Raw genomic sequence first — 19,484 nt, 5'->3', positions numbered from 1 at the left:
CTCCCGCGGGCAACTCGCCGAATATTAGCCAACCGGTGCGTCTGATGCGAAATCGGGCCCGTGCACGGCGGGATGCGCGGTCTCGTTGTACGACGCCAGCCGGATCCCGCGCCCGGCGGGGTCGTCCTCGAGGACCACCCACCCGCAGTTGTCCAGCCCCCGGAGCGTGCCGAGCAGGCTCTCCGGCCATCCGAGGAACGCGAGCAGCGAGACCTTGAGGCAGGCGCCGTGAGAGACCACGACGGTCGTGTCCTCGGTCGCGGCCCAGATCTCCCGGAGGGCCGGCACCATCCGTGCGACCACCTCGGCGGTCGTCTCCGCGCCGGGCACGTGTCCGGTGATGTGGCCGTCGCGCCAGGAGTCGTAGGCGTCGGGGAACTGCTCGGCGAACTCGGCCAGGGTCAGCCCCGCGCGGTCACCCGCGTCGAACTCCCGCAGCCGCCGGTCCAGCTGCATCCCGAGCCCGGTGGCGGCGGCAAGGTGCTCCGCGGTCTCGCGGGCGCGCGCCAGGTCGCTGCTCCACAGCGCGCCAGGGTCCATCTGCGCGATGTAGGGCGCCAGCGCCACCGCCTGGGCGCGGCCCGTGTCGTCCAGGCCGATGTCGGTGTGACCCTGCGCGCGGCCCTCGAGGTTCCACGCGGTCTGCCCGTGGCGGACCAGGACGAGCCGCGTCACCGGTCGGAGCTGGGCTCGACCACCGCAGGTCCGTGCGGCGCCAGCTGCAGGTCGATCGCCGGGCAGTCGCGCCACAGGCGTTCGAGGGCGTAGAAGGCGCGCTCCTCGGTGTGCTGCACGTGCACGACGATGTCGGCGTAGTCGAGCAGCACCCAGCGGCCGTCGCGCTCACCTTCACGGCGTACCGGCTTGGCGCCGATGGCCCGCAGCCGGTCCTCGATCTCGTCGACGACGGACTTGACCTGGCGGTCGTTGGCCGCCGAGCAGAGCAGGAACGCGTCGGTGATCACCAGCTGCTCGGAGACGTCGAAGGCGAGCAGGTCGGTGGCGAGCTTGTCCGAGGCGGCCTCGGCCGCCTCCCGGACCAGCTCGAGCGCGCGCGGCGTGGCCGTCATGATTCCCTTTCCGTCATGGGTGCCGCTCCTCGTAGAGCCGGTGCTTGGCGATGTACCCCACAACGCCGTCCGGCACGAGGTACCAGACCGGCTGGCCTGCGGCGGTGCGGTTGCGGCAGTCGGTCGAGGAGATGGTGAGGGCCGGGATCTCCAGGATCGTGACCCTCTCCGGCGGGATCCCCTCCAGCATCGTGGTGTCCATCTGGTAGCCGGGCCGGGTGCAGCCGACGAAGTGTGCGAGCGCGAAGAGGTCCGCGGCGTTGCGCCAGGTGAAGATCTCCGCGAGGGCGTCGGCGCCGGTGATGAAGTAGAGGTCCGCATCCGGGTATGCCGCGCCCAGGTCGCGCAGCGTGTCGACCGTGTACGTCGGGCCGCCGCGGTCGATGTCGACGCGCGAGACGGTGAACCGGGGGTTGGACGCGGTCGCGATCACCGTCATCAGGTAGCGGTGCTCGGCCGAGGTGACCTCACGGGACGCCTTCTGCCACGGTTGGGCGGTCGGCACGAACAGGACCTCGTCGAGCGCGAACCACGACTGCACCTCGCTCGCGGCCACGAGGTGGCCGTGGTGGATCGGGTCGAAGGTGCCACCCATCACGCCGATGCGTCGACGAGGGCTCTCGACCGGCTCCGCCACCGGACCACGTGTGCTCAGGAGTGCTCGCGTCCCTTGCCGAAGGCGAGCAGCGCGACCATGAGGGTCAGCAGGATGAGCAGGATCCCGCCACCGATGAGGTACGGCTCCCAGAAGGTGCCGGACTCGGCGACGTCGGTGCCTCCGGAGAGCAACGGCACGAGCAGACTCGTCATGGCCGGTACCCTACCGGGCGCGTGCCGCCCGCAGGCAGGTGCCCGGACCGTGGTGCCGGCTCAGTGGCCGAAGAGCATCGAGACGCCGGCCAGCACCAGCCAGAACCGGATCGTCCGCCCGATGAAGACGGTGCCGAGGAACAACGGGAAGTTCATCCGCAGCGTGCCGGCCAGCACGGCGATGACGGCCAGCGGCGGGAACCCGGTGACGGCCGAGCCGAAGGAGATCGCCCCGGCGAAGAGCGGACGACCGACGATCCGCTCGTGCCACTTCGCGTAGGAGGCCTGCCACTTCTCGGTCTCCATCTTCACCCTGATCCGCCGGATCCGCAGCGACTCGCGACCGGCGACGTACCAGAAGATCTTGCCCACGCTCTGGCCGCCGCCGCCCACCGCGGCCAGCTGCCAGTCCGAGAGGTGGTGCGCCTTGAGCGCGACCGCGGCGAGGTAGGCCTCGACGTTGAGGATCGGGAGCAGCGCCGAGGCGACCGAGAACAGGAACGTCCCGATGATCAGCTTCACGCGGTGGTGCCCTGCGCCCTGAGCTGCTGACCCGTTGCCTCGGGGATCGGCAGCCCGATCCTGGCGACCCGGATCAGGGAGCCGATCTTGAAGACCAGCAGCAGGCTGGCGACCACGGCACCGACCCAAGCCAGGTGGGTGACCAGAAGGAACACCGCGAAGAGCGCCGAGTTGGTGGCCTTGGCCGGGTGGGTCCAGTTCATCCGGTAGACGACTCGGTCGACGACGTAGAAGTAGTTGGGGCTGCGGATCCGCCACGCGAGGAACGCGATCGACAGGAAGCAGTCGATCACCATGAACTCGGCGAGGTAGATGAGCACCGGCACCGTGAACTCCGGGTGCAGCCAGGCCAGGCCCAGGTAGAACGTCGCGGCACAGAACCGGTCGCTCATGATGTCGAGCACGGCACCGATCCGGGTCTCGTGGTGCATCCGCCGCGCGACCTGCCCGTCCAGCGAGTCGCCGGCCCAGTAGACGACCAGGCCGATGACGAGCAGCTTCAGGGCCGGGCTCCAGAACCCGCCGCTGCGGTCGGCGTGCATGGCGAAGCCCATGACGGTGACCGCGGCGATCGTGCGGATGAACGTGATGATCGTCGCGGGCGTGGCGAAGCGCTCCTTGGCCGGGTCGGCCCAGATGTCGAGCGTGGCCGGGTCGACACCGTCTGCGTCGCGATAGCTCACCGCACGTGCCCGTCGCCGGTCACGACGTACTTGCTCGACGTCATCTCCGGCAGGCCCATCGGGCCCCGGGCGTGCAGCTTCTGGGTCGAGATTCCGATCTCCGCCCCGAACCCGAACTCGCCGCCGTCGGTGAACCGGGTGGACGCGTTGACCATGACGGCGGCCGAGTCGACCTCGGAGGTGAACCGGCGCGCTGCCGACTGGGAGCCGGTCACGATCGCCTCGGTGTGGCCCGAGGAGTGCCGGCGGATGTGGGCCACCGCCGCGTCGAGATCCGGTACGACGGCCGCCGAGATCTCGAGTGCGAGGTACTCCGTGGCCCAGTCCTCGTCCGTAGCCGGGACGACGTCGTCGAACGCGCAGAACGCAGCGTCACCGTGGATCTTCACCCCGGCCGCCTGGAGAGCCTCGACCACGGTCGGCAGGAACCGGTCGGCCACTGCGGCGTGCACCAGGAGCGACTCGGCCGCGTTGCACACCGACGTCCGCTGGGTCTTGGAGTTCATGACGATCTCGAGGGCCATGTCGAGGTCGGCGGCCTCGTCGACGTACACGTGGCAGTTGCCGACACCGGTCTCGATGACCGGCACCGTCGACTCCTCGACCACGGAGCGGATCAGCGCGGCGCCGCCGCGCGGGATCAGGACGTCGACCAGGCCGCGGGCGCGCATGAGGGCCTTGACGGCGTCGTGTCCCTCCCCCGGCACCAGGGCCACGCAGTCGGCGGGCAGCCCGGCCGTCTCGAGAGCGTCGCGGAGGACCTCGACGATCGCGGTGTTGGAGCGCAGCGCGCTCGACGACCCGCGCAGCAGGACCGTGTTGCCGCTCTTCAGGCAGAGCCCGGCAGCGTCAGCGGTCACGTTGGGCCTGGCCTCGTAGATGATCGCCACGACGCCGAACGGGACGCGGACCTGGCGCAGCTCCAGCCCGTTGGCCAGCGTCGAGCCGCGCAGGACCTCACCGACGGGGTCGGGCAGTGCGGCGACGTCGCGCAGGCCCTGGGCCATCGACGCCACCCGGTCGCGGTCGAGCCGGAGCCGGTCGATCAGGTGGGCCGGAGTGCCGGCCTGCTCTGCCGCGGCGACGTCCTCGCCGTTGGCCGCGAGGATCCGGTCGCTGCCGTCGAGGAGCGCCGCAGCCATCGCCTCGAGCGCGGCGTCCTTGGTGGCCCGGGTCGCGAGCGCGAGCACGGTGGCGGCTTCGCGGGCACGCGTCGCCACCTGCACGATCTGCTCGGACATGGTGCTGAGCCTAGTGCTTGCTCAAAGGCGGAACTGCACCGACGTCGGCGAGCGGAACCCGACCGGACGGCCGCCTCCACGCCGGTCGCGGAGCGCCTTCTCCACCACCTCGAGGCCGACCACCTCCCACGACGGGAGCCCGGCCGAGTCGCGGTGCTCGGTCCACAACCGCAGCGCCAGGGAGGCGACGTCCAGCATCGAGTCGCCCTCCTCCCAGAACTGCAGCTCGGCGCTGTCGCCGGTGAAGGCCACGGAGTCGATGAACGGCCGCTGCTCGGCGAGTCTGGCCAGCGCTGAGCGCACCAGCAACGGCTCGACCGCGGTGCCCGCCACGGTGATCGTCACGTGCCACAGGCGCCCAGCAGGGTCCCTCAACGCGCGCCTCCTCAACCCCGTCGACCCCCGACAGCGCCAGTCTGGTCGACCCCCGGTCGCGGCGGTGCCGAATGCCACAACTTTCCGCGGTCGGGCAATCTCAGACGAGGAGGGTGAGGTCGTCGCGGTGGACGACCTCGCGCTCGTACGACGCACCGAGCTCGCGGGCCAGCTCGCGGGTGGAGCGGCCCAGGAGCGCCGGCAGCTCCGCGGCGTCGTAGTTGACCAGGCCCCGGGCGATCGCCCGGCCGTCCGGGTCGAGGAGGTCCACCGGGTCGCCGGCGGCGAAGGAGCCGGTGACGTCGGTGATCCCGGCCGGAAGCAGCGAGGCGCGCCGCTCGGTCACGGCGCGGACGGCTCCGGCGTCCAGCCGGATCGCGCCCTTGCCCTCGGTGGCGTGGGCGAGCCAGAGCAGCCGGGTCGGCCGCCGCCGCCCGGTGGCGTGGAACAGCGTGCCGACGTCGTCGCCGGCGAGTGCGCGGCCGACCTTGTCGGCGCCGGTGAGGATCACCGGGATCCCGGCGGCCGTCGCGATCCGGGCGGCCTCCAGCTTGGTCTGCATGCCGCCGGTCCCGACACCCGCCTTGCCGGCCTTGCCGACCGTGACGCCGTCGAGGTCGGAGTCGCGCCGGACGTCGCTGAGCAGCCGGCTGCTCCCCGGGACGCCCGGGACCTTCGGGGGCGGCCCGTCGTACAGGCCGTCGACGTCGGAGAGCAGCACCAGCAGGTCCGCGTGCACGAGGTGGGCCACCAGTGCTGCCAGCCGGTCGTTGTCGCCGAACCGGATCTCCGTGGTCGCGACGGTGTCGTTCTCGTTCACGATCGGCACGACGCCCAGTCCGATCAGCGTCACGAAGGTGCGCTGGGCGTTGCGGTAGTGCCCACGCCGGGTCACGTCGTCGAGGGTCAGCAGGACCTGCCCGGTCACCTGGTCGTGCCGGGCGAACTCCTCGGTGTAGCGGTGGACCAGGATCCCCTGCCCGACCGACGCCGCGGCCTGCTGCCGGGCCAGGTCGCGCGGCCTCCGGCGCAGCCCCAGCGGTGAGAGGCCCGCGGCGATCGCCCCGGAGGACACCAGCACGACCTCGACGCCCGAGGCGTGCGCGTGCGCGAGCGTGTCGACCAGCGCACGGACGCGATCGGGGTCGATGCCGCCCTCCGCGGTGGTCAGGGACGACGAGCCGACCTTGACGACCACCCGCTTCGCCTCGACGACCGCCGTCCGGCTCATTCCTCGTCCTCCGGTACGTCGAACCGGCGGGCGACGTCCGCACGGGTCTCCGTCTCGCCGCGCTCGGGCATGGCCTCGTCGATCGCACGCCGCCGGTGGGCCGCCGGGCGGGACTCGGTGAAGCGCTGGTCCTCTCCGCGGCGGCCGAGCATCTCGGCGCCACCAGCGTCGAGTCCGGGCTTGAAGTCGAACACCACGGCGTTGTCCGGGTCACCGATCAGGACCGGATCGCCCTCGACGGCGCCGAGCGCGAGGAGCTTGGCCTCCACGCCGAGCCGGTTGAGCCGGTCGGCCAGGAAGCCGACGGCCTCGTCGTTGCTGAAGTCGGTCTGCTTGATCCACCGCTCGGGCTTCTCGCCGCGCACGCGCCAGCCCTCACCGGTCTCCCGGATCGTGAACTCCTCACCGCCGTGCCGCGCCTTGGGCCTCAGCACGATCCGCTCGGCGGTCGCCACCACGCGCTCCCGGCGCGCCTTCGCCACGACCTCCGCCATCGCGAACGACAGCTCGCGCAGGCCCTCGTGGGTGACCGCACTGACCGCGAGCACCGGCCAGCCGCGTCCGCGGATGTCCTCGCCGACCATGTCGGCCATCTCGCGGCCGTCGGGCAGGTCCACCTTGTTGAGCGCCACCAGCCGGGGCCGGTCCTCGAGGCCGCCGTACCGGGCGAGCTCCTGCTCGATCACGTCGAGGTCCTCGGCCGGGTTGCGGCCGGGCTCCATCGTGGCCAGGTCGACCACGTGCACGAGGGCCGCGCAGCGCTCGATGTGCCGCAGGAAGTCGTGACCGAGGCCGCGGCCCTCGCTCGCACCCTCGATCAGGCCCGGCACGTCGGCGACGGTGAAGGTCACGTCGCCGGCCTGCACGACGCCGAGGTTCGGGACCAGGGTCGTGAACGGGTAGTCGGCGATCTTGGGGCGCGCCCGGCTCAGCGCAGCGATCAGGCTGGACTTGCCGGCGCTCGGGAAGCCGACCAGGCCGATGTCGGCGACCACCTTCAGCTCGAGGCGGACCGTGAGCTCCTCGCCGGGCTCGCCCAGCAGCGCGAAGCCGGGGGCCTTGCGCTTGGCGGAGGCGAGCGCAGCGTTGCCGAGGCCGCCCTTGCCGCCCTCGGCGACAACCAGCTCGGTGCCGGCGCCGACCAGGTCGGCGATCACCTCGCCGTCCTCGCCGACGACCACGGTGCCGTCCGGGACGGGCAGGACCAGGTCCTCGCCGTGCGCGCCGTTGCGGTGGGCGCCGGCGCCGTGTCCGCCGTGGGTCGCCTTGCGGGTGGCGTTGTGGTGGTAGTCGATCAGGGTGGTCACGTCGGGGTCGACCCGCAGGATCACCGAGCCGCCCGGCCCACCGTTGCCGCCGTCGGGGCCGCCGAGCGGCTTGAACTTCTCACGGTGCACCGAGGCGACACCGTTTCCGCCGCGGCCCGCGGCGACGTGGAGCACCACGCGGTCGACGAACGTCGGGACTGCCATCGCGTGCTCCTTTCCTCGAACAGGACGAAGGGCGCCCCTGGCAGATCAGGGACGCCCAACGTTGGAATCTGTGTGTGGTGCTAGCGCCGCCCGGTCACTGTGCCGGGGACGGGACGATGTTCACCACCCGGCGACCGCGCCGGGTGCCGAACTCGACGTTGCCCGCGACCAGCGCGAACAGCGTGTCGTCGCCACCACGGCCGACTCCGCTGCCGGGGTGGAAGTGGGTGCCACGCTGGCGCACGATGATCTCGCCGGCGTTGACGAGCTGGCCGCCGTACCGCTTCACGCCGAGGCGCTGGGAGTTGGAGTCGCGCCCGTTCTTGGTGGACGCTGCGCCCTTCTTGTGTGCCATGTTCGTCTTCCTTCGACGTGGGTGGTTTCGACGGGCTCAGCCACACTCGGTGGTCGAGCCCTGTCCAGACCTAGAGCTTGATGTCGGTGACCTTGACCTGGGTGTACTTCTGGCGGTGACCCTGGCGCTTCTTGTAGCCGGTCTTGTTCTTGTACTTCTGGATGATGATCTTGGGGCCCTTGGTGGCGCCGAGGACCTCGACGGTGACCGCGGCCTTGTCCAGGCCGGTCGAGGTCACCTTCTCACCGTCGACGACCATCACCACGGGCAGGCTCAGGGACGCGCCAGCGACCTCGTCGGTCCTGTCGATCTCGATGACGTCGCCGACAGCTACCTTCTGCTGCTTGCTGCCACTGCGCACGATCGCGTACACGTCCGTTCACACTCCTCGTCCATGAATCCGGGCCGCTGGCACACGTCCGCCTCGCCGAGAGGCTGGAGGGTGGTCCACGCGGAAGGGCGCGCACGAGCACGCCGAGGGTCAACTTTACGCGGTCGCCGGGCGTGGGGTCAAAACGGGACGGTGCCGCCCTCGCCGAGATCGTTAACCGATGTGAAGTATTCTGCCCGGGTGCCGCAACCAGCCTCCTCCGAACCCACCAGCCAGGCACCGCTCTCCCGCCTGGACAAGGACCACCCGCACTACCGCTGGGTGGCGCTGTCGAACACCACCCTGGGCATGCTCATGGTCACGATCAACTCCTCGATCGCGATCATCTCCCTGCCGGCGATCTTCCGGGGGATCCAGCTGGACCCGCTCGAGCCGGGCAACGTGAGCTACCTGCTCTGGATCATCATGGGGTTCCTGGTGGCGACCGCCGTGCTGGTCGTGACCCTGGGCCGCCTCGGGGACATCTACGGCCGCGTGAAGATGTACAACCTCGGATTCGCGGTGTTCTCGCTGTTCTCGGTGCTGCTCTCCGTCGACCCGTTCACGGGTGGGCAGGGCGCGATGTGGCTGATCGTGATGCGCGTCGGGCAGGGCGTCGGCGGCGCGATGCTGTTCGCGAACTCCACCGCGATCCTCACCGATGCCTTCCCCGCCCACCAGCGCGGCATGGCCCTGGGGATCAACCAGGTGTCCGCGATCGCCGGCTCGTTCCTCGGCCTGCTGCTCGGCGGCGTGCTCTCGGAGTGGCACTGGCGAGCGGTGTTCTGGGTCAGCGTGCCGATCGGCATCTTCGCGACCGTCTGGGGCTACCGCTCGCTGGTCGAGCTCGGCGAACGACGGGCGGCCCGGATCGACGTACCGGGCAACCTGACGTTCGGTCTCGGGCTCACCGCGATCCTGGTGGCGATCACCTACGGCATCCAGCCGTACGGCGACCACACGACCGGCTGGACCAACCCCTGGGTGCTCGGCGGCCTGATCGGCGGGGCGGTCCTGCTCGTCGCCTTCGTGGTGGTCGAGCAGCGGGTCGAGCACCCGATGGTGTCGATCGGGCTGTTCGGGATCCGGGCGTTCACGATGGCCAACCTCGCCGGGCTGATGGCCTCCATCGGCCGCGGCGGACTCCAGTTCATGCTGATCATCTGGCTCCAGGGGATCTGGCTTCCGCTCCACGGCTACAGCTACGAGTCCACGCCGCTGTGGGCGGGGGTCTACCTGCTGCCCCTGACGATCGGCTTCCTGGCGGCAGGTCCGGTCTCGGGCTGGCTGTCGGACCGTTACGGCGCCCGCCTCTTCGCGACCGGTGGCTCGCTGATCGTGGCTGCGACGTTCATCGCCCTGCTGCTGATCCCGATCGACTTCCCGTACTGGTCGTTCGCCGTGATCATCTTCCTGAGCGGGGTCGGCTCCGGGCTGTTCAGCGCGCCGAACGCCACCGCGGTGATGAACTCGGTGCCCGCCCACGAGCGCGGAGCGGCGTCCGGCGTGCGGGGCACCATCTTCAACTCCGGGACGTCGTTGTCGATCGGGGTGTTCTTCTCCCTGATGATCGTCGGCCTCGCCGACGTGCTGCCGAGGAGCCTCACCGACGGCCTCACCGCCCAGGGTGTGCCGCACGACGTCGCCGCGCGGATCGGCAACCTGCCACCGGTGGGCTCGCTGTTCGCCTCGTTCCTCGGCTACAACCCGATCGGCTCGCTGCTCGAGCCCAACGGCACGCTGCACACGCTCCCGCGCGATCGGGTCGACGTGCTCACCGGCAAGGAGTTCTTCCCGCACCTGATGAGCCACCCGTTCCACCACGGCCTGGTGATCGTGTTCGTCACCGCGGCGCTGATGATGGTCGTGGCGGCGGTCGCCTCCTGGGCAGCCGGCGGGAAGTACGTCCACGACGACCGCGCCGGCGAAGCCCTCGGCCGGGAGTGACCCCATGGTGATGGAAGACCCGGCCGGCACGTCGTCCCCGGAGACCGCCCGGCTCTACCTGGCGCTCGGTCGCCTCAACCGGGCGCTGCGGCGGGACGCGCGGGACGCGCTCGTGGGTCACGGGGGCCTGAGCGCGCTCGCGACCCTGGTCGCCGACGGGCCGCAGCGTGCCGGCGCGCTCGCGGCGGCGGAAGGCGTGACGGCTCCCGCAATGACCAGGATCCTCAATTCCCTCGAGGAGCAGGGCTACGTCGTACGCCGGCCCGATCGTGTGGACGGCCGCGCCAGCGTGGTCGCGGCGACACCGGCCGGCCTGGCACTCGTCACAACCGGCCGATCGGCGCGGATGCGTGCCCTCCAGGATCGCCTCGACGCCCTGCCGGACGAGCAGCGCGCGCGGCTCGCCGACGCGCTGCAGTCGCTGGAGGACCTCGGCGCGGAACGCTGACCGGTCAGCGCTTGCGCGAGCCCTTCTTCTTGACCGGCACGTGCACCAGCGACGGACCGTGGTCCTCGTCGTGCTCGCCGCCCTCGTCCTGCTCGGGCGCCTCGGCGCCCGGTTCGGGGGCGTCGGTCGTCGCAGCTGGCGGTCCGGCCGGCCGGCCGGCGCGGCGACGGCGCGTGCTCGTCACCACGATCGGTGCGGCGGCCGGCTCCGAAGCCACCGGTTCGGCGATGTCGGCGCCGTCGGCCGGGCCGGAGCCGTCGGTCGCCTGCTCGGCGGGGGCGATGCCCGCCCAGGTGACCTCGATCGGCTCGTCGGCCTTCTCCTCGGGGTCCGGCGCGGTGCCCATCAACGCTGCCTCGAAGGGGTCGCCCTTGACGCGTCGCGAGCGTCGCGGCGCCCTCCCGCCGGTCGCGGCGGTGGCGGCAGTCTCGGCCTGGCTGGACTCGGCGTCGGTCGCCTCGGTCGCAGGCGGCGCGAGTGTCTCCTGGACTTCGGGAGCGTCGTGGGAGTCCGCCTCCGCGGACTCGGGGTGCGGCTTGGTGCCGGCGAGCGCCATCGGGGACGGCTTCACCGACTCTGCCGGCGCTGGGCCGTCGGCGCCGCCGCGGCCCCGGGTGCGTCCCGCGCCGCCGCGTCCGCGGCGCGAGCGGCCCTCGTCGGGCGTGCTGCCCCGGCCGTTCGGCTCGACCGGCTGCTCGTGGACGATCACGCCGCGGCCCTTGCAGTGCTCGCACTCCTCGCCGAAGGCCTCGAGGAGTCCGGTGCCGATCCGCTTGCGGGTCATCTGCACCAGGCCCAGCGAGGTCACCTCGGCGACCTGGTGGCGGGTGCGGTCGCGGCCCAGGCACTCGACCATGCGGCGCAGGACGAGATCGCGGTTGGACTCGAGCACCATGTCGATGAAGTCCACGACGATGATGCCGCCGATGTCGCGCAGCCGCAGCTGGCGCACGACCTCCTCGGCAGCCTCCAGGTTGTTCTTGGTGACGGTCTCCTCGAGGTTGCCGCCGGAGCCGGTGAACTTCCCGGTGTTGACGTCGACCACGGTCATCGCCTCGGTCCGGTCGATCACCAGCGAGCCGCCGGAGGGCAGCCAGACCTTGCGGTCGAGCCCCTTGGCGATCTGCTCGTCGACCCGGTACGCCGCGAAGATGTCCTTGCCGTTCTGGGACTCGTAGCGCTCCAGGCGATCCTTGAGGTCGGGAGCGACATGGGCGACGTACCCCTCGACGAGGTCCCAGGCGTCCTCGCCCTCGACGACGAGACGGGCGAAGTCCTCGGTGAACAGGTCCCGGACCACCTTGAGGGTCAGGTCGGGCTCGCCGTACAGGAGCTCGGGGCCCTTGCCGGCCTCGACCCGCTTCTCGATCTCGCTCCAGCGGGCAGTGAGCCGCTCCACGTCGTGGGTGAGCTCCTCCTCGCTGGCACCCTCGGCGGCCGTGCGCACGATGACGCCGGCGGTGTCCGGGACGATGTCCTTGAGCAGCGACTTGAGCCGGTTGCGCTCGGTGTCGGGCAGCTTGCGCGAGATGCCGCTGGTCGTGCCGTCGGGCACGTAGACCAGGAAGCGGCCCGGCAGGCTGATCTGACCGGTGAGCCGGGCGCCCTTGTGGCCGACCGGGTCCTTGGTCACCTGCACCAGGATGGTCTGCCCCGACTGGAGCACGGACTCGATCTTGCGCGCCTGGCCGTCCTTGTGGCCCAGTGCCGACCAGTTCACCTCGCCGGCGTAGAGGACGGCGTTGCGACCCTTGCCGATGTCGACGAACGCCGCCTCCATCGAGGGCAGGACGTTCTGGACGCGGCCGAGGTAGATGTTGCCGATCAGCGACGTCTGCGACTCACGGGCGACGTAGTGCTCGACCAGCACCTTGTCCTCCAGCACGCCGATCTGGGTGAGCTCGCCGCGCTGGCGGATCACCATCAGGCGCTCGACGGACTCGCGACGGGCGAGGAACTCGGCCTCGCTCACGATCGGGGCGCGGCGGCGGCCGGCCTCACGGCCCTCGCGGCGGCGCTGCTTCTTGGCCTCGAGCCGAGTGGACCCGGCGACACTGGTGATCTCGTCCTCGGGATTGCGCGGCTTCCGGACCCGGGTGCGACGGCGACGGGTGCCGCCCTCTCCGCTGTCCCCTGCCTCGGCGCCGTCTCCGTCGGCGTCCTCGCGGTCGTCGGTCGAGGTCGACGACTCGTCGCCTCCGTCGGGGCCGTCCTCACCGGCACCGCGGCGGCGGCGACGGCCACCCCGGCGGCGACGGCGCCTGGCGCCGCCCTCCCCCGACTCGCCCTCGTCACCGTCGACACCCTCGATGTCGGGCTCGGCCTCGGCCGGTTCGTCACCGGCCTGCGGTGACCGCTTCTGGGCCTTCTTGGCCGTGGTCTTCTTCGCCGTCGTCTTCTTGGCCGTCTTCTTGGCGGTCTTCTTCGCGGGTGCCTCGGCGGTCTCGGCGGGCTCCGTGACGGTCCCTGCGTCGGCTTCGGCCGCGGACTCCGGGTTGGTCGCGGCGACGGCCTTCGCGGCGCGCTTCCGGGTCGGTGTGGTCGCCTCGGGTGCCTGGAAGAGCACCATCGGCGCCGCCGGCTCCTTGGTGGCCCGCTTCGACGCCTTCCGCGGCCTCTCGGCGCCCTCGGGCTCGGCGCCGTCCTGCGGTGCGTCACCGCTCGGCTCGCTCTCGGCGGGCGCGGCCTTCTTGGCGGTCCTCTTCGCGGCGGTCTTCTTCGCGGCGGCCTTCTTGGCGGTCTTCTTCGCCGCCTTCTTCACCGGCGCCCCGGCCTGGGGTGCCACAGCTCCCTGATCGGGGGCGTCGCCGGCCGAACCGGAGCCGACCGCGCCTTCAGGGGTGGAATTGTCAGAATTGCTGGTGTCGTCAGCGTCGAGCACGGTGCTCTCCTATGCACGGGCCCTGCGCATCGCCGGGCGACCGTGCGGGTCGCGCCGCGGGGAGTGAGCCCCGCGACCAAAGCCTTCAGTCGGCGACGACATCCTCCGTGTGCGTACGTCGAGCGGAGTCTCCCCGGTCACTGACCGCGGTCGCTAAGCCTTGGCCGAGTCGCACTGTCACCACGTCTCAGCCGGCCGCGTCGCGGTCCGGTGACAACGGATCCCCCACCGTGCCGGAACGTGGATCAAGTGGACCCTGCGCCAACCGCTGCGCGAGGGCAGCTGGGCCGGCGTCGATTCCCGTGACCTCACGGAGCGCGGCGAGAACGTCGTCGGGTCTCACGGACGGTGTTCCGTGTCGCAAGACCACTGCGAGTATCGCACATGTTTCCCCGCCGTTCTCCGACGCGCCGACCGCCCGTGTCCCCAGTGACACGATCGCCGCGCGGGCGTCGAAGGTCCGCAGCCCCTTCTTGGTCATCCGCTCGACGGGGATCTCGGGCGTGGCGAGCAGCCGCTCCACCCCGGCCGCGAGCACCTCGGGATCGACACCGCTGACGGTGACCTCCCACAGCGACGCCTCGAGCCGTTCGGCCAGCGACCCGCCGGCGCTCACGACGACCTCCAGGAGGTCCAGCCCCTCGGGAAGCGACGCGTCGAGCTCCCGGCGCAAGGCCTCGGGCTCGACCGCCTCGGACAGCCCGATCTCCAGGTACTCGGCCTCGCTGGCGGCCCCGGTCGGGCTGGCACCGGCGTACGAGATCCGGGGGTGGGGGTTGAACCCCGACGAGTAGGCCATCGGCACCCGCGCCCGGAACAGGGCCCGCTCGAAGGCCCGGCTGAAGTCGCGATGGCTGGTGAAGCGGAGCCTCCCACGCTTGGCGTACCGGATCCGGAGCCGCTGCACGGGAGGTGCCTGCTGCTCGGGCTGGTCTCGGGGAGGCACCACGCCGAGGACCCTATCGAGTGGCGAAACCGCCGCGTCGGTGTCCTACGGTGTCCCCGTGCCGGCGACCGAAGTTCCCTCTCGACCCCCGGCCACGAACGAGGACTCGAGCACCAAGGGCCGCGAGCGCCGCCTTCTCCTTCTCGGCCGCCTGGCTCTCGGCTACGCGCTCGTGGTCACTCTCCTGCCCATCAAGCCGACCATGCCGGAGCTCGGCCTCGATGCCAGCTGGAAGATCGCCATCAACCGGGCCACCGCCGAGGGCCTGCAGTTCGGCCATGACATCGTCTTCACCTACGGGCCGCTGGCCGGCGTCGTCTCCGGCGTCTACGAGCCCGGAATCCGTACCCTGGTCTTCGGCGCCGCCCTCGTGCTCGCTGCCGGGTTCGTGACCGCGGCACTGCTCGCGTTCTCCCGACTCGGCGGGATCTTCCACCTGGTCGCTGCGCTCGGCATCGTCACGTTGACGTCGCTTCCCGCCGAGGGGCTCGACGGACTCGTCCTCCTGTACCCGATGGTGGTCGTCTCCGCCGTCCGCAACCTGCCTGAGCGACGTCGTGCGCGGCTGCTGCTCGTGGTCCTGCTGGCGGCGCCCTTCGGTCTCCTGCCGAGCGTCAAGCTCTCGATCGTCCCGGCCCTGGCCGCAGGACTTGCGGCAGCCGCGGTCCTTCTCGTGCGTCGACGGGACTGGCCCGCCCTCGGCCTGCTCGCGGTCGTCCCGCTGGTGAACCTCGCCCTCTGGTGGCGCGCAGCCCACCAGTCGCTCTCCGGACTCGTCGACTACGTCCACAACTCCTGGTACGTCGTCGCCGGGTACTCCGAGGCGATGTCCGTCCACGAGGTGTCCCGCCTGTCCTCGGGCGCGGGCACTCCGATCTTCGTGTTCGGGGCGGCCATCCTGCTAGCCGGCGCGATCGCGACGCGGCACGACGTCGACTCGCTGATCGAGGCGGGCATGGTCGCGGTGACCCTCTTCCTGGCGTTCAAGTCGGGCTTCGTCCGCGCCGACCTGCACATGCAGTCAGGGGCTCTCGCGCTCCTCGCGGCGGCGGCCATGGTCCTGCCGGGCGGCAACGGCACCCGGTTGCGACGCGGCGTGGTGACCGCAGGCGTCGCGGCGGCAGCCCTGACGTGCTACCTGAGCGGACCCGTCTCGAGCCCGCTCGCGGCCGTCGGGGACCAGACGGTGCGGCTGGCGTCCGCGGCGGCCTCCGGCGACCTGTCCTCGAGCTCGCTGGACCGTCACTATGCGGCTGCGCTGCGGTCGATCCGGGAGCAGGCGAGCATCCCCGAGGCCGTGGGCAGGAGCGACCTGTACACGTCCTCGTTGAGCCTGCTCTTCGCCCAGGGGGCGACCTGGGACCCGCGACCGGTCATCCAGAGCTATGCGGCGTACACACCCGAGCTCGCCCGGCTCAACGCCCGACACCTCGCCGGCCGGGATGCGCCGCGGACCGTGTTCTACCAGGTGGCGCCGATCGACTTCCGGCTGCCGGCACTCGAGGACGGCGCGAGCTGGCTGCCTCTTCTCGAGAACTACAGCGTGTCCCCCGAGTCCTCGGCCTACCTGGTGCTGCACCGACGAGCCGCCCCCGCCGCGGTGGTGCTCGGCGCGAGCACCCACGTCATCCGTGCCCGCATCGGCGCTCGCGTCGACCTCCCCGCGGAGGGCACGAGCTGGCTCGCCAGCTTCGACGTGAAGGGGACCATGCTCGGCAAGCTGCGCAACGCCCTGTGGAAGCCGCCGCAGCTGCGGATCGCCGTGCAGACGGCCGACGGCAGGACCGCAGTCCGGCGGTTCGTCCCCGCGATGGCCCGCAGCGAGTTCATCCTCTCGCCGTACGTCGCCGACACTGCCGGGCTGCAGTCGTTGTTCCCGGGACAACCCGCGGATCCGGGCAAGCAGGTCACCTCCATCAGGTTGCTCGCCGATTCCTCCACCGATCTCCACTTCTGGCAGAAGGACTACTCACTGAGGCTCCGATCTCTGGTCGTGTCCCCGCAGTGACCGTCGCCCGCACGGAGGCCGGCGTGGTGAGGCATTACGATGATCCGGCCTCGGTCAGCAGAGCGCAGGCCTCGACGAAGGGACCTCGATGAGTTCGGAATCGGAGGACCTCAAGGTCCTCTATGCCAACCGCTTCGGCCAGGAGGAGGAGCAGCGCACCGATCTGTGGCAGGTCCTCTGCTCGCACTTCTTCCAGAAGTGGGTTCCTGAGGACGCGACCGTGCTCGACGTCGCGGCGGGGCACTGCGAGTTCATCAACAACATCCGCGCCGGCCGCAAGATCGCGGTCGACCTGAACCCCGACGTGAAGGTGCGCGCCGCCGGCGACGTGGAGACGCACAACCAGCGGTCCGACGCGATGACCGGGATCCCCGACGCCTCGGTGGACCGGGTCTTCATCAGCAACTTCTTCGAGCACGTCCCGCGCGAGGTCATCGTCTCCACGCTGGTCGAGGTGCTCCGTGTCCTCAAGCCCGACGGCAAGCTGCTGATCCTGCAGCCGAACGTGCGCTACTGCGCCAAGGACTACTGGATGTTCTTCGACCACATCACCCCGGTCGACGACCGTGCCCTGGTCGAGGCACTCCGCGCCACCGGGTACGACGTGGAGACCTGCATCCCGAGGTTCCTGCCCTACACCACCAAGAGCCGGCTCCCCAGCGGCCCCGGCCTGGTGCGGCTCTACCTCAAGATCCGGTTTGCGTGGCGGTTCCTCGGCGCGCAGGCGTTCGTCGTCGCGGTGCCGCGCTAGCGGCTCGCAGGCCCGCCGCAGCCCTCAGCGGACCCACCTGCGGGCGGCCGCGAACGGGGCGAGAAGCGCGGATCCGATGCGCATCCGGCGCGAGGACTCGAGAGCCTCGACGCGCGACCTGAGCCGCTGATTGGCCTTCCGGGCCTTTCGCAGCCGTCGTCGCAGCGTCGTCAGCTCACGCCCGGTCGCCCATTCGGCGTGGAGCCAGTCGGGGAGGTCGAGGTCGACCTTCGGCTCGGAGAACCCGTAGTCCTCCGGCTTCTGGCCCTCGGGTACGCGGCGAAGGACGACGTGGAACTCGAGGTCGTGGGACACGGGGAGCAGCGTCTCGACGTACCAGTCGCTGAGGCCCAGGATCCTCAGCTCCACGAGCTGCTGCACGAAGGACTCGGGGGTGAACATCCACACGTGGCAGTCGACGTACTCCCCCGCGCGGGCTCGCTCGACCTTGCCGCGCACGTCGGCCAGCCGCTCGGCCAGGGGTTCCCGCGCCGGTGGTCGATCGCCTCGCCAGAGCGCAACCGTGTCGACGCTGACGGTCGAGCTGAAGTGGTCGTAGACGGCACGCGTCGAGGGGCGTGCGTCACGCCGTTCGTGCGCCTCGAGCGCCTGCCCCACGGTCGTCGGAGGGCGATGCCGGTCGAAGGAGTAGCGACGGTCCGGCACCGCGAGGATCAGGGCTCCGCCGTCGACCGTGAGAGCGGCGATCTCAGCCAGCCAGCCGACGTAGTCGGGGACGTGCTCGATCACGTGGGAGGCGATCACCCAGTCGTAGGGTGCCTTGGCCGCCGCCGCCTCCGCGAGGGTGCGCGTGGCCCCGCCCTGGACGAGCGGAAAGTCGATGGTCGGAATGAGCTCGGGGATGACGTTCTGGTCCCCCGCGTAGTGCGAGCGGAGACCCTCGGTGTCGAAGACATCGACGTAGCTCACGTCATGGCGGTCGGGATCGGCGATCCCGGCGTCGAGCGGCCCGATCTCCAGGCCGTGCCCGGTGGCGAAGTCCGCCAGGCTCAGGAAGTGCGCGCGGCGTGCCGCGATCACCGTCCGCTGGAGCTCCGCCCCGAGCTCGCGCTTGGTGCGCGGGGTGGCGTCGGTCTCCGGTGGCATGCCGGAATCCTAGTCAGCGGCCGAGAGCACTCCTGCACACGTCCGGACTGACCCACATCGGCCACGCATTCACCCGCAGGCCGTTGAACTGGATCGGCAGCGGGTAGCGCGCCCGGCTCGAGTCGGCGCACTTCACGACCTCGTCGTGCCAGTCCAGGCGTTCGCTGTGCCGGACGAAGGCGTCCGGCACCCGGGCCAGCGCCCAGGCCAGCATGAAGCTGCCGACGGTGGCGACCACGGCCTCTCTCCGGGCCCGTGAGACCAGGTAGACCAGGAACATGCCCCACGCAGCGAACGGCAGGAAGAAGTAGCGGCCGCCCGCCAGGATGGGGTGGGCGATGAACGGCGCCGGCAGCGCGGACAGCGCGGAGTACACACCGGAGACGACGAGGATCTCCAGTCCCACGACCCTGGCCTCGAGGGTGCCGAGCCTCAGTGCGCACAGCACCATGACGGCGACCACGACGACCCCGATGCCGGTCTCGAGGAGGTGGTCGAGCGAGCGGTCACCGATCAACGGCCGGACGACGAACCAGCTGGCGTTGACGAAGGTCTGCTCGAGCGTCTTCACGACGTCGGTGTGGCTGCTCGCGTGCCTGTCCGAGCGGAGGTACAGGGCGGCGTGGAGCACGAAGCAGGCCCCGAGGACGCCGGCGCCGGCGAGCAGCGACCGCGAGCGCTCCCGGAGCCCGGTGAGCAGGTAGACGACGAACAGCGCTGCCGCAGCCATCGAGTTCAGGCCGGCGAAGACGAGCACGGCGAAGCCGAGCCTGCCGGGTCTCTTCGTCCAGCCGAGCACGATGAGAGGCCACAACGACGTCCACCAGAACGTGTAGAGCGCCACGTCGTAGGTCTCGGGATCGACCGGTACGACGGCAAGGTAGGCCACCATCGCACTGCGGACGGGGAGGCCGCCCCAGCGCGAGCCGGGAAAGAGCAGCAGCGCACACGTGGCGGCGAAGGTGACCACGGCCAGGACGTAGTCCGCGGTCGGGAACGCCAGCCAGTCGAGCCGGGACGCCAGCCCGATGAAGCCCGCTGTGAACGGCAGGAAGTCACCCTGGATCGGGTGGAGGACGCTCGTCCAGCCGTCGTGCAGCCAACGGCTGACGATCACGCTCTCCTCGACCCACACGTAGTGCGCATGGAACTCGTCAGGGCGCCGGGCCATGCTGACCGCCGTGGCGCCGACGAGGACGCACGCCGCGCCCACGGCAGGCCACCAGCCGGGCCGCGCGCGAGGCGCCGACTCGTCCTGTTCCACACT

At 71.0% G+C, this 19,484-nt stretch carries 20 protein-coding genes; 4 read left to right on the top strand and 16 right to left on the bottom strand.

What is annotated here, in order from left to right:
• Nucleotides 1-24: 24 nt before the first annotated feature.
• From ACVW00_RS07180 to rplU, 12 genes are all read right to left on the bottom strand, one after another.
• Complete coding sequence (locus ACVW00_RS07180) at nt 25-675, bottom strand: histidine phosphatase family protein (protein ID WP_457110214.1); 651 nt, start codon at nt 673-675, stop codon at nt 25-27.
• Nucleotides 672-1,070 (bottom strand): ribosome silencing factor, encoded by a 399-nt coding sequence (rsfS, locus tag ACVW00_RS07175; protein ID WP_457110213.1) that lies wholly within the window; start codon nt 1,068-1,070, stop codon nt 672-674. The genes ACVW00_RS07180 and rsfS overlap by 4 nt, the downstream gene beginning before the upstream one ends.
• Nucleotides 1,071-1,083: 13 nt before the next feature.
• Nucleotides 1,084-1,707: a nicotinate-nucleotide adenylyltransferase gene (nadD, locus tag ACVW00_RS07170; RefSeq protein ID WP_457110212.1), complete on the bottom strand. Its 624-nt coding sequence runs from the start codon at nt 1,705-1,707 to the stop codon at nt 1,084-1,086.
• Between the two features lie 14 nt (nt 1,708-1,721).
• Nucleotides 1,722-1,880: a hypothetical protein gene (locus tag ACVW00_RS07165; protein ID WP_457110211.1), complete on the bottom strand. Its 159-nt coding sequence runs from the start codon at nt 1,878-1,880 to the stop codon at nt 1,722-1,724.
• Nucleotides 1,881-1,940: 60 nt separating this feature from the next.
• Nucleotides 1,941-2,402: a hypothetical protein gene (locus ACVW00_RS07160; RefSeq protein WP_457110210.1), complete on the bottom strand. Its 462-nt coding sequence runs from the start codon at nt 2,400-2,402 to the stop codon at nt 1,941-1,943.
• On the bottom strand, nt 2,399-3,085 hold the full coding sequence (locus ACVW00_RS07155; protein ID WP_457110209.1) for a CDP-alcohol phosphatidyltransferase family protein: 687 nt from the start codon (nt 3,083-3,085) through the stop codon (nt 2,399-2,401). Before ACVW00_RS07155 ends, ACVW00_RS07160 begins: the two co-directional genes overlap by 4 nt.
• Nucleotides 3,082-4,326, bottom strand: a complete 1,245-nt coding sequence (locus ACVW00_RS07150) for a glutamate-5-semialdehyde dehydrogenase (protein WP_457110208.1) — start codon at nt 4,324-4,326, stop codon at nt 3,082-3,084. Before ACVW00_RS07150 ends, ACVW00_RS07155 begins: the two co-directional genes overlap by 4 nt.
• A gap of 21 nt (nt 4,327-4,347) precedes the next feature.
• Complete coding sequence (locus ACVW00_RS07145) at nt 4,348-4,701, bottom strand: hypothetical protein (RefSeq protein WP_457110207.1); 354 nt, start codon at nt 4,699-4,701, stop codon at nt 4,348-4,350.
• Between the two features lie 100 nt (nt 4,702-4,801).
• Nucleotides 4,802-5,932 (bottom strand): glutamate 5-kinase, encoded by a 1,131-nt coding sequence (gene proB, locus ACVW00_RS07140; RefSeq protein WP_457110206.1) that lies wholly within the window; start codon nt 5,930-5,932, stop codon nt 4,802-4,804.
• Nucleotides 5,929-7,404 (bottom strand): GTPase ObgE, encoded by a 1,476-nt coding sequence (gene obgE, locus ACVW00_RS07135; protein ID WP_457110205.1) that lies wholly within the window; start codon nt 7,402-7,404, stop codon nt 5,929-5,931. The genes proB and obgE overlap by 4 nt, the downstream gene beginning before the upstream one ends.
• A gap of 94 nt (nt 7,405-7,498) precedes the next feature.
• Nucleotides 7,499-7,759, bottom strand: coding sequence for a 50S ribosomal protein L27 (rpmA, locus tag ACVW00_RS07130; protein WP_457110204.1), 261 nt, complete (start codon nt 7,757-7,759; stop codon nt 7,499-7,501).
• A gap of 70 nt (nt 7,760-7,829) precedes the next feature.
• A complete protein-coding gene (gene rplU, locus ACVW00_RS07125) occupies nt 7,830-8,132 on the bottom strand; it encodes a 50S ribosomal protein L21 (RefSeq protein ID WP_123223220.1) in 303 nt (100 codons plus the stop codon).
• 198 nt (nt 8,133-8,330) lie between these two features.
• Here rplU and ACVW00_RS07120 point away from each other — a divergent pair, with 198 nt between their 5' ends.
• Together ACVW00_RS07120 and ACVW00_RS07115 are read left to right on the top strand one after the other, a co-directional pair.
• Nucleotides 8,331-10,076, top strand: coding sequence for an MFS transporter (locus ACVW00_RS07120; RefSeq protein WP_457110203.1), 1,746 nt, complete (start codon nt 8,331-8,333; stop codon nt 10,074-10,076).
• Nucleotides 10,077-10,080: 4 nt separating this feature from the next.
• Nucleotides 10,081-10,524: a MarR family winged helix-turn-helix transcriptional regulator gene (locus ACVW00_RS07115; protein WP_457110202.1), complete on the top strand. Its 444-nt coding sequence runs from the start codon at nt 10,081-10,083 to the stop codon at nt 10,522-10,524.
• A gap of 4 nt (nt 10,525-10,528) precedes the next feature.
• Here the strand turns inward: ACVW00_RS07115 and ACVW00_RS07110 are convergent, their stop codons facing one another.
• Together ACVW00_RS07110 and ACVW00_RS07105 are read right to left on the bottom strand one after the other, a co-directional pair.
• Entirely contained in the window at nt 10,529-13,093 is a 2,565-nt protein-coding gene (locus ACVW00_RS07110) for an Rne/Rng family ribonuclease (RefSeq protein ID WP_457113082.1), read from the bottom strand.
• A gap of 499 nt (nt 13,094-13,592) precedes the next feature.
• Nucleotides 13,593-14,354: a TIGR03936 family radical SAM-associated protein gene (locus ACVW00_RS07105; RefSeq protein WP_457110201.1), complete on the bottom strand. Its 762-nt coding sequence runs from the start codon at nt 14,352-14,354 to the stop codon at nt 13,593-13,595.
• A gap of 55 nt (nt 14,355-14,409) precedes the next feature.
• On the opposite strand from ACVW00_RS07105, the gene ACVW00_RS07100 reads away from it, so the two are divergent.
• The gene (locus tag ACVW00_RS07100) at nt 14,410-16,359 is read left to right on the top strand and encodes a hypothetical protein (RefSeq protein WP_457110200.1); all 1,950 of its coding nucleotides are present in this window, start codon (nt 14,410-14,412) and stop codon (nt 16,357-16,359) included.
• A gap of 88 nt (nt 16,360-16,447) precedes the next feature.
• Nucleotides 16,448-17,110 carry a methyltransferase domain-containing protein gene (locus tag ACVW00_RS07095; RefSeq protein ID WP_457110199.1) on the top strand — a complete coding sequence of 221 codons (663 nt, stop codon included), beginning with the start codon at nt 16,448-16,450 and terminating at the stop codon, nt 17,108-17,110.
• Between the two features lie 24 nt (nt 17,111-17,134).
• Here the strand turns inward: ACVW00_RS07095 and ACVW00_RS07090 are convergent, their stop codons facing one another.
• Entirely contained in the window at nt 17,135-18,217 is a 1,083-nt protein-coding gene (locus ACVW00_RS07090; protein WP_457110198.1) for a class I SAM-dependent methyltransferase, read from the bottom strand.
• 13 nt (nt 18,218-18,230) lie between these two features.
• On the bottom strand, nt 18,231-19,481 hold the full coding sequence (locus ACVW00_RS07085) for a hypothetical protein (protein WP_457110197.1): 1,251 nt from the start codon (nt 19,479-19,481) through the stop codon (nt 18,231-18,233).
• Between the last annotated feature and the right edge of the window lie 3 nt (nt 19,482-19,484).

The organism is Marmoricola sp. URHA0025 HA25, from assembly GCF_054059435.1.
Note: the sequence above shows the minus strand (reverse complement) of the source record. Positions and strands in the feature narration are given on the sequence as shown.

Bases quoted from the DNA above. Each gene is read 5' to 3' on its own strand.
- rsfS (WP_457110213.1), bottom strand. From the start codon at position 1,070: ATGACGGCCACGCCGCGCGCGCTCGAGCTGGTCCGGGAGGCGGCCGAG.
- ACVW00_RS07165 (WP_457110211.1), bottom strand. From the start codon at position 1,880: ATGACGAGTCTGCTCGTGCCGTTGCTCTCCGGAGGCACCGACGTCGCC.
- ACVW00_RS07150 (WP_457110208.1), bottom strand. From the start codon at position 4,326: ATGTCCGAGCAGATCGTGCAGGTGGCGACGCGTGCCCGCGAAGCCGCC.
- proB (WP_457110206.1), bottom strand. From the start codon at position 5,932: ATGAGCCGGACGGCGGTCGTCGAGGCGAAGCGGGTGGTCGTCAAGGTC.
- obgE (WP_457110205.1), bottom strand. From the start codon at position 7,404: ATGGCAGTCCCGACGTTCGTCGACCGCGTGGTGCTCCACGTCGCCGCG.
- rpmA (WP_457110204.1), bottom strand. From the start codon at position 7,759: ATGGCACACAAGAAGGGCGCAGCGTCCACCAAGAACGGGCGCGACTCC.
- ACVW00_RS07115 (WP_457110202.1), top strand. From the start codon at position 10,081: ATGGTGATGGAAGACCCGGCCGGCACGTCGTCCCCGGAGACCGCCCGG.
- ACVW00_RS07110 (WP_457113082.1), bottom strand. From the start codon at position 13,093: ATGGTGCTCTTCCAGGCACCCGAGGCGACCACACCGACCCGGAAGCGC.
- ACVW00_RS07095 (WP_457110199.1), top strand. From the start codon at position 16,448: ATGAGTTCGGAATCGGAGGACCTCAAGGTCCTCTATGCCAACCGCTTC.
- ACVW00_RS07090 (WP_457110198.1), bottom strand. From the start codon at position 18,217: ATGCCACCGGAGACCGACGCCACCCCGCGCACCAAGCGCGAGCTCGGG.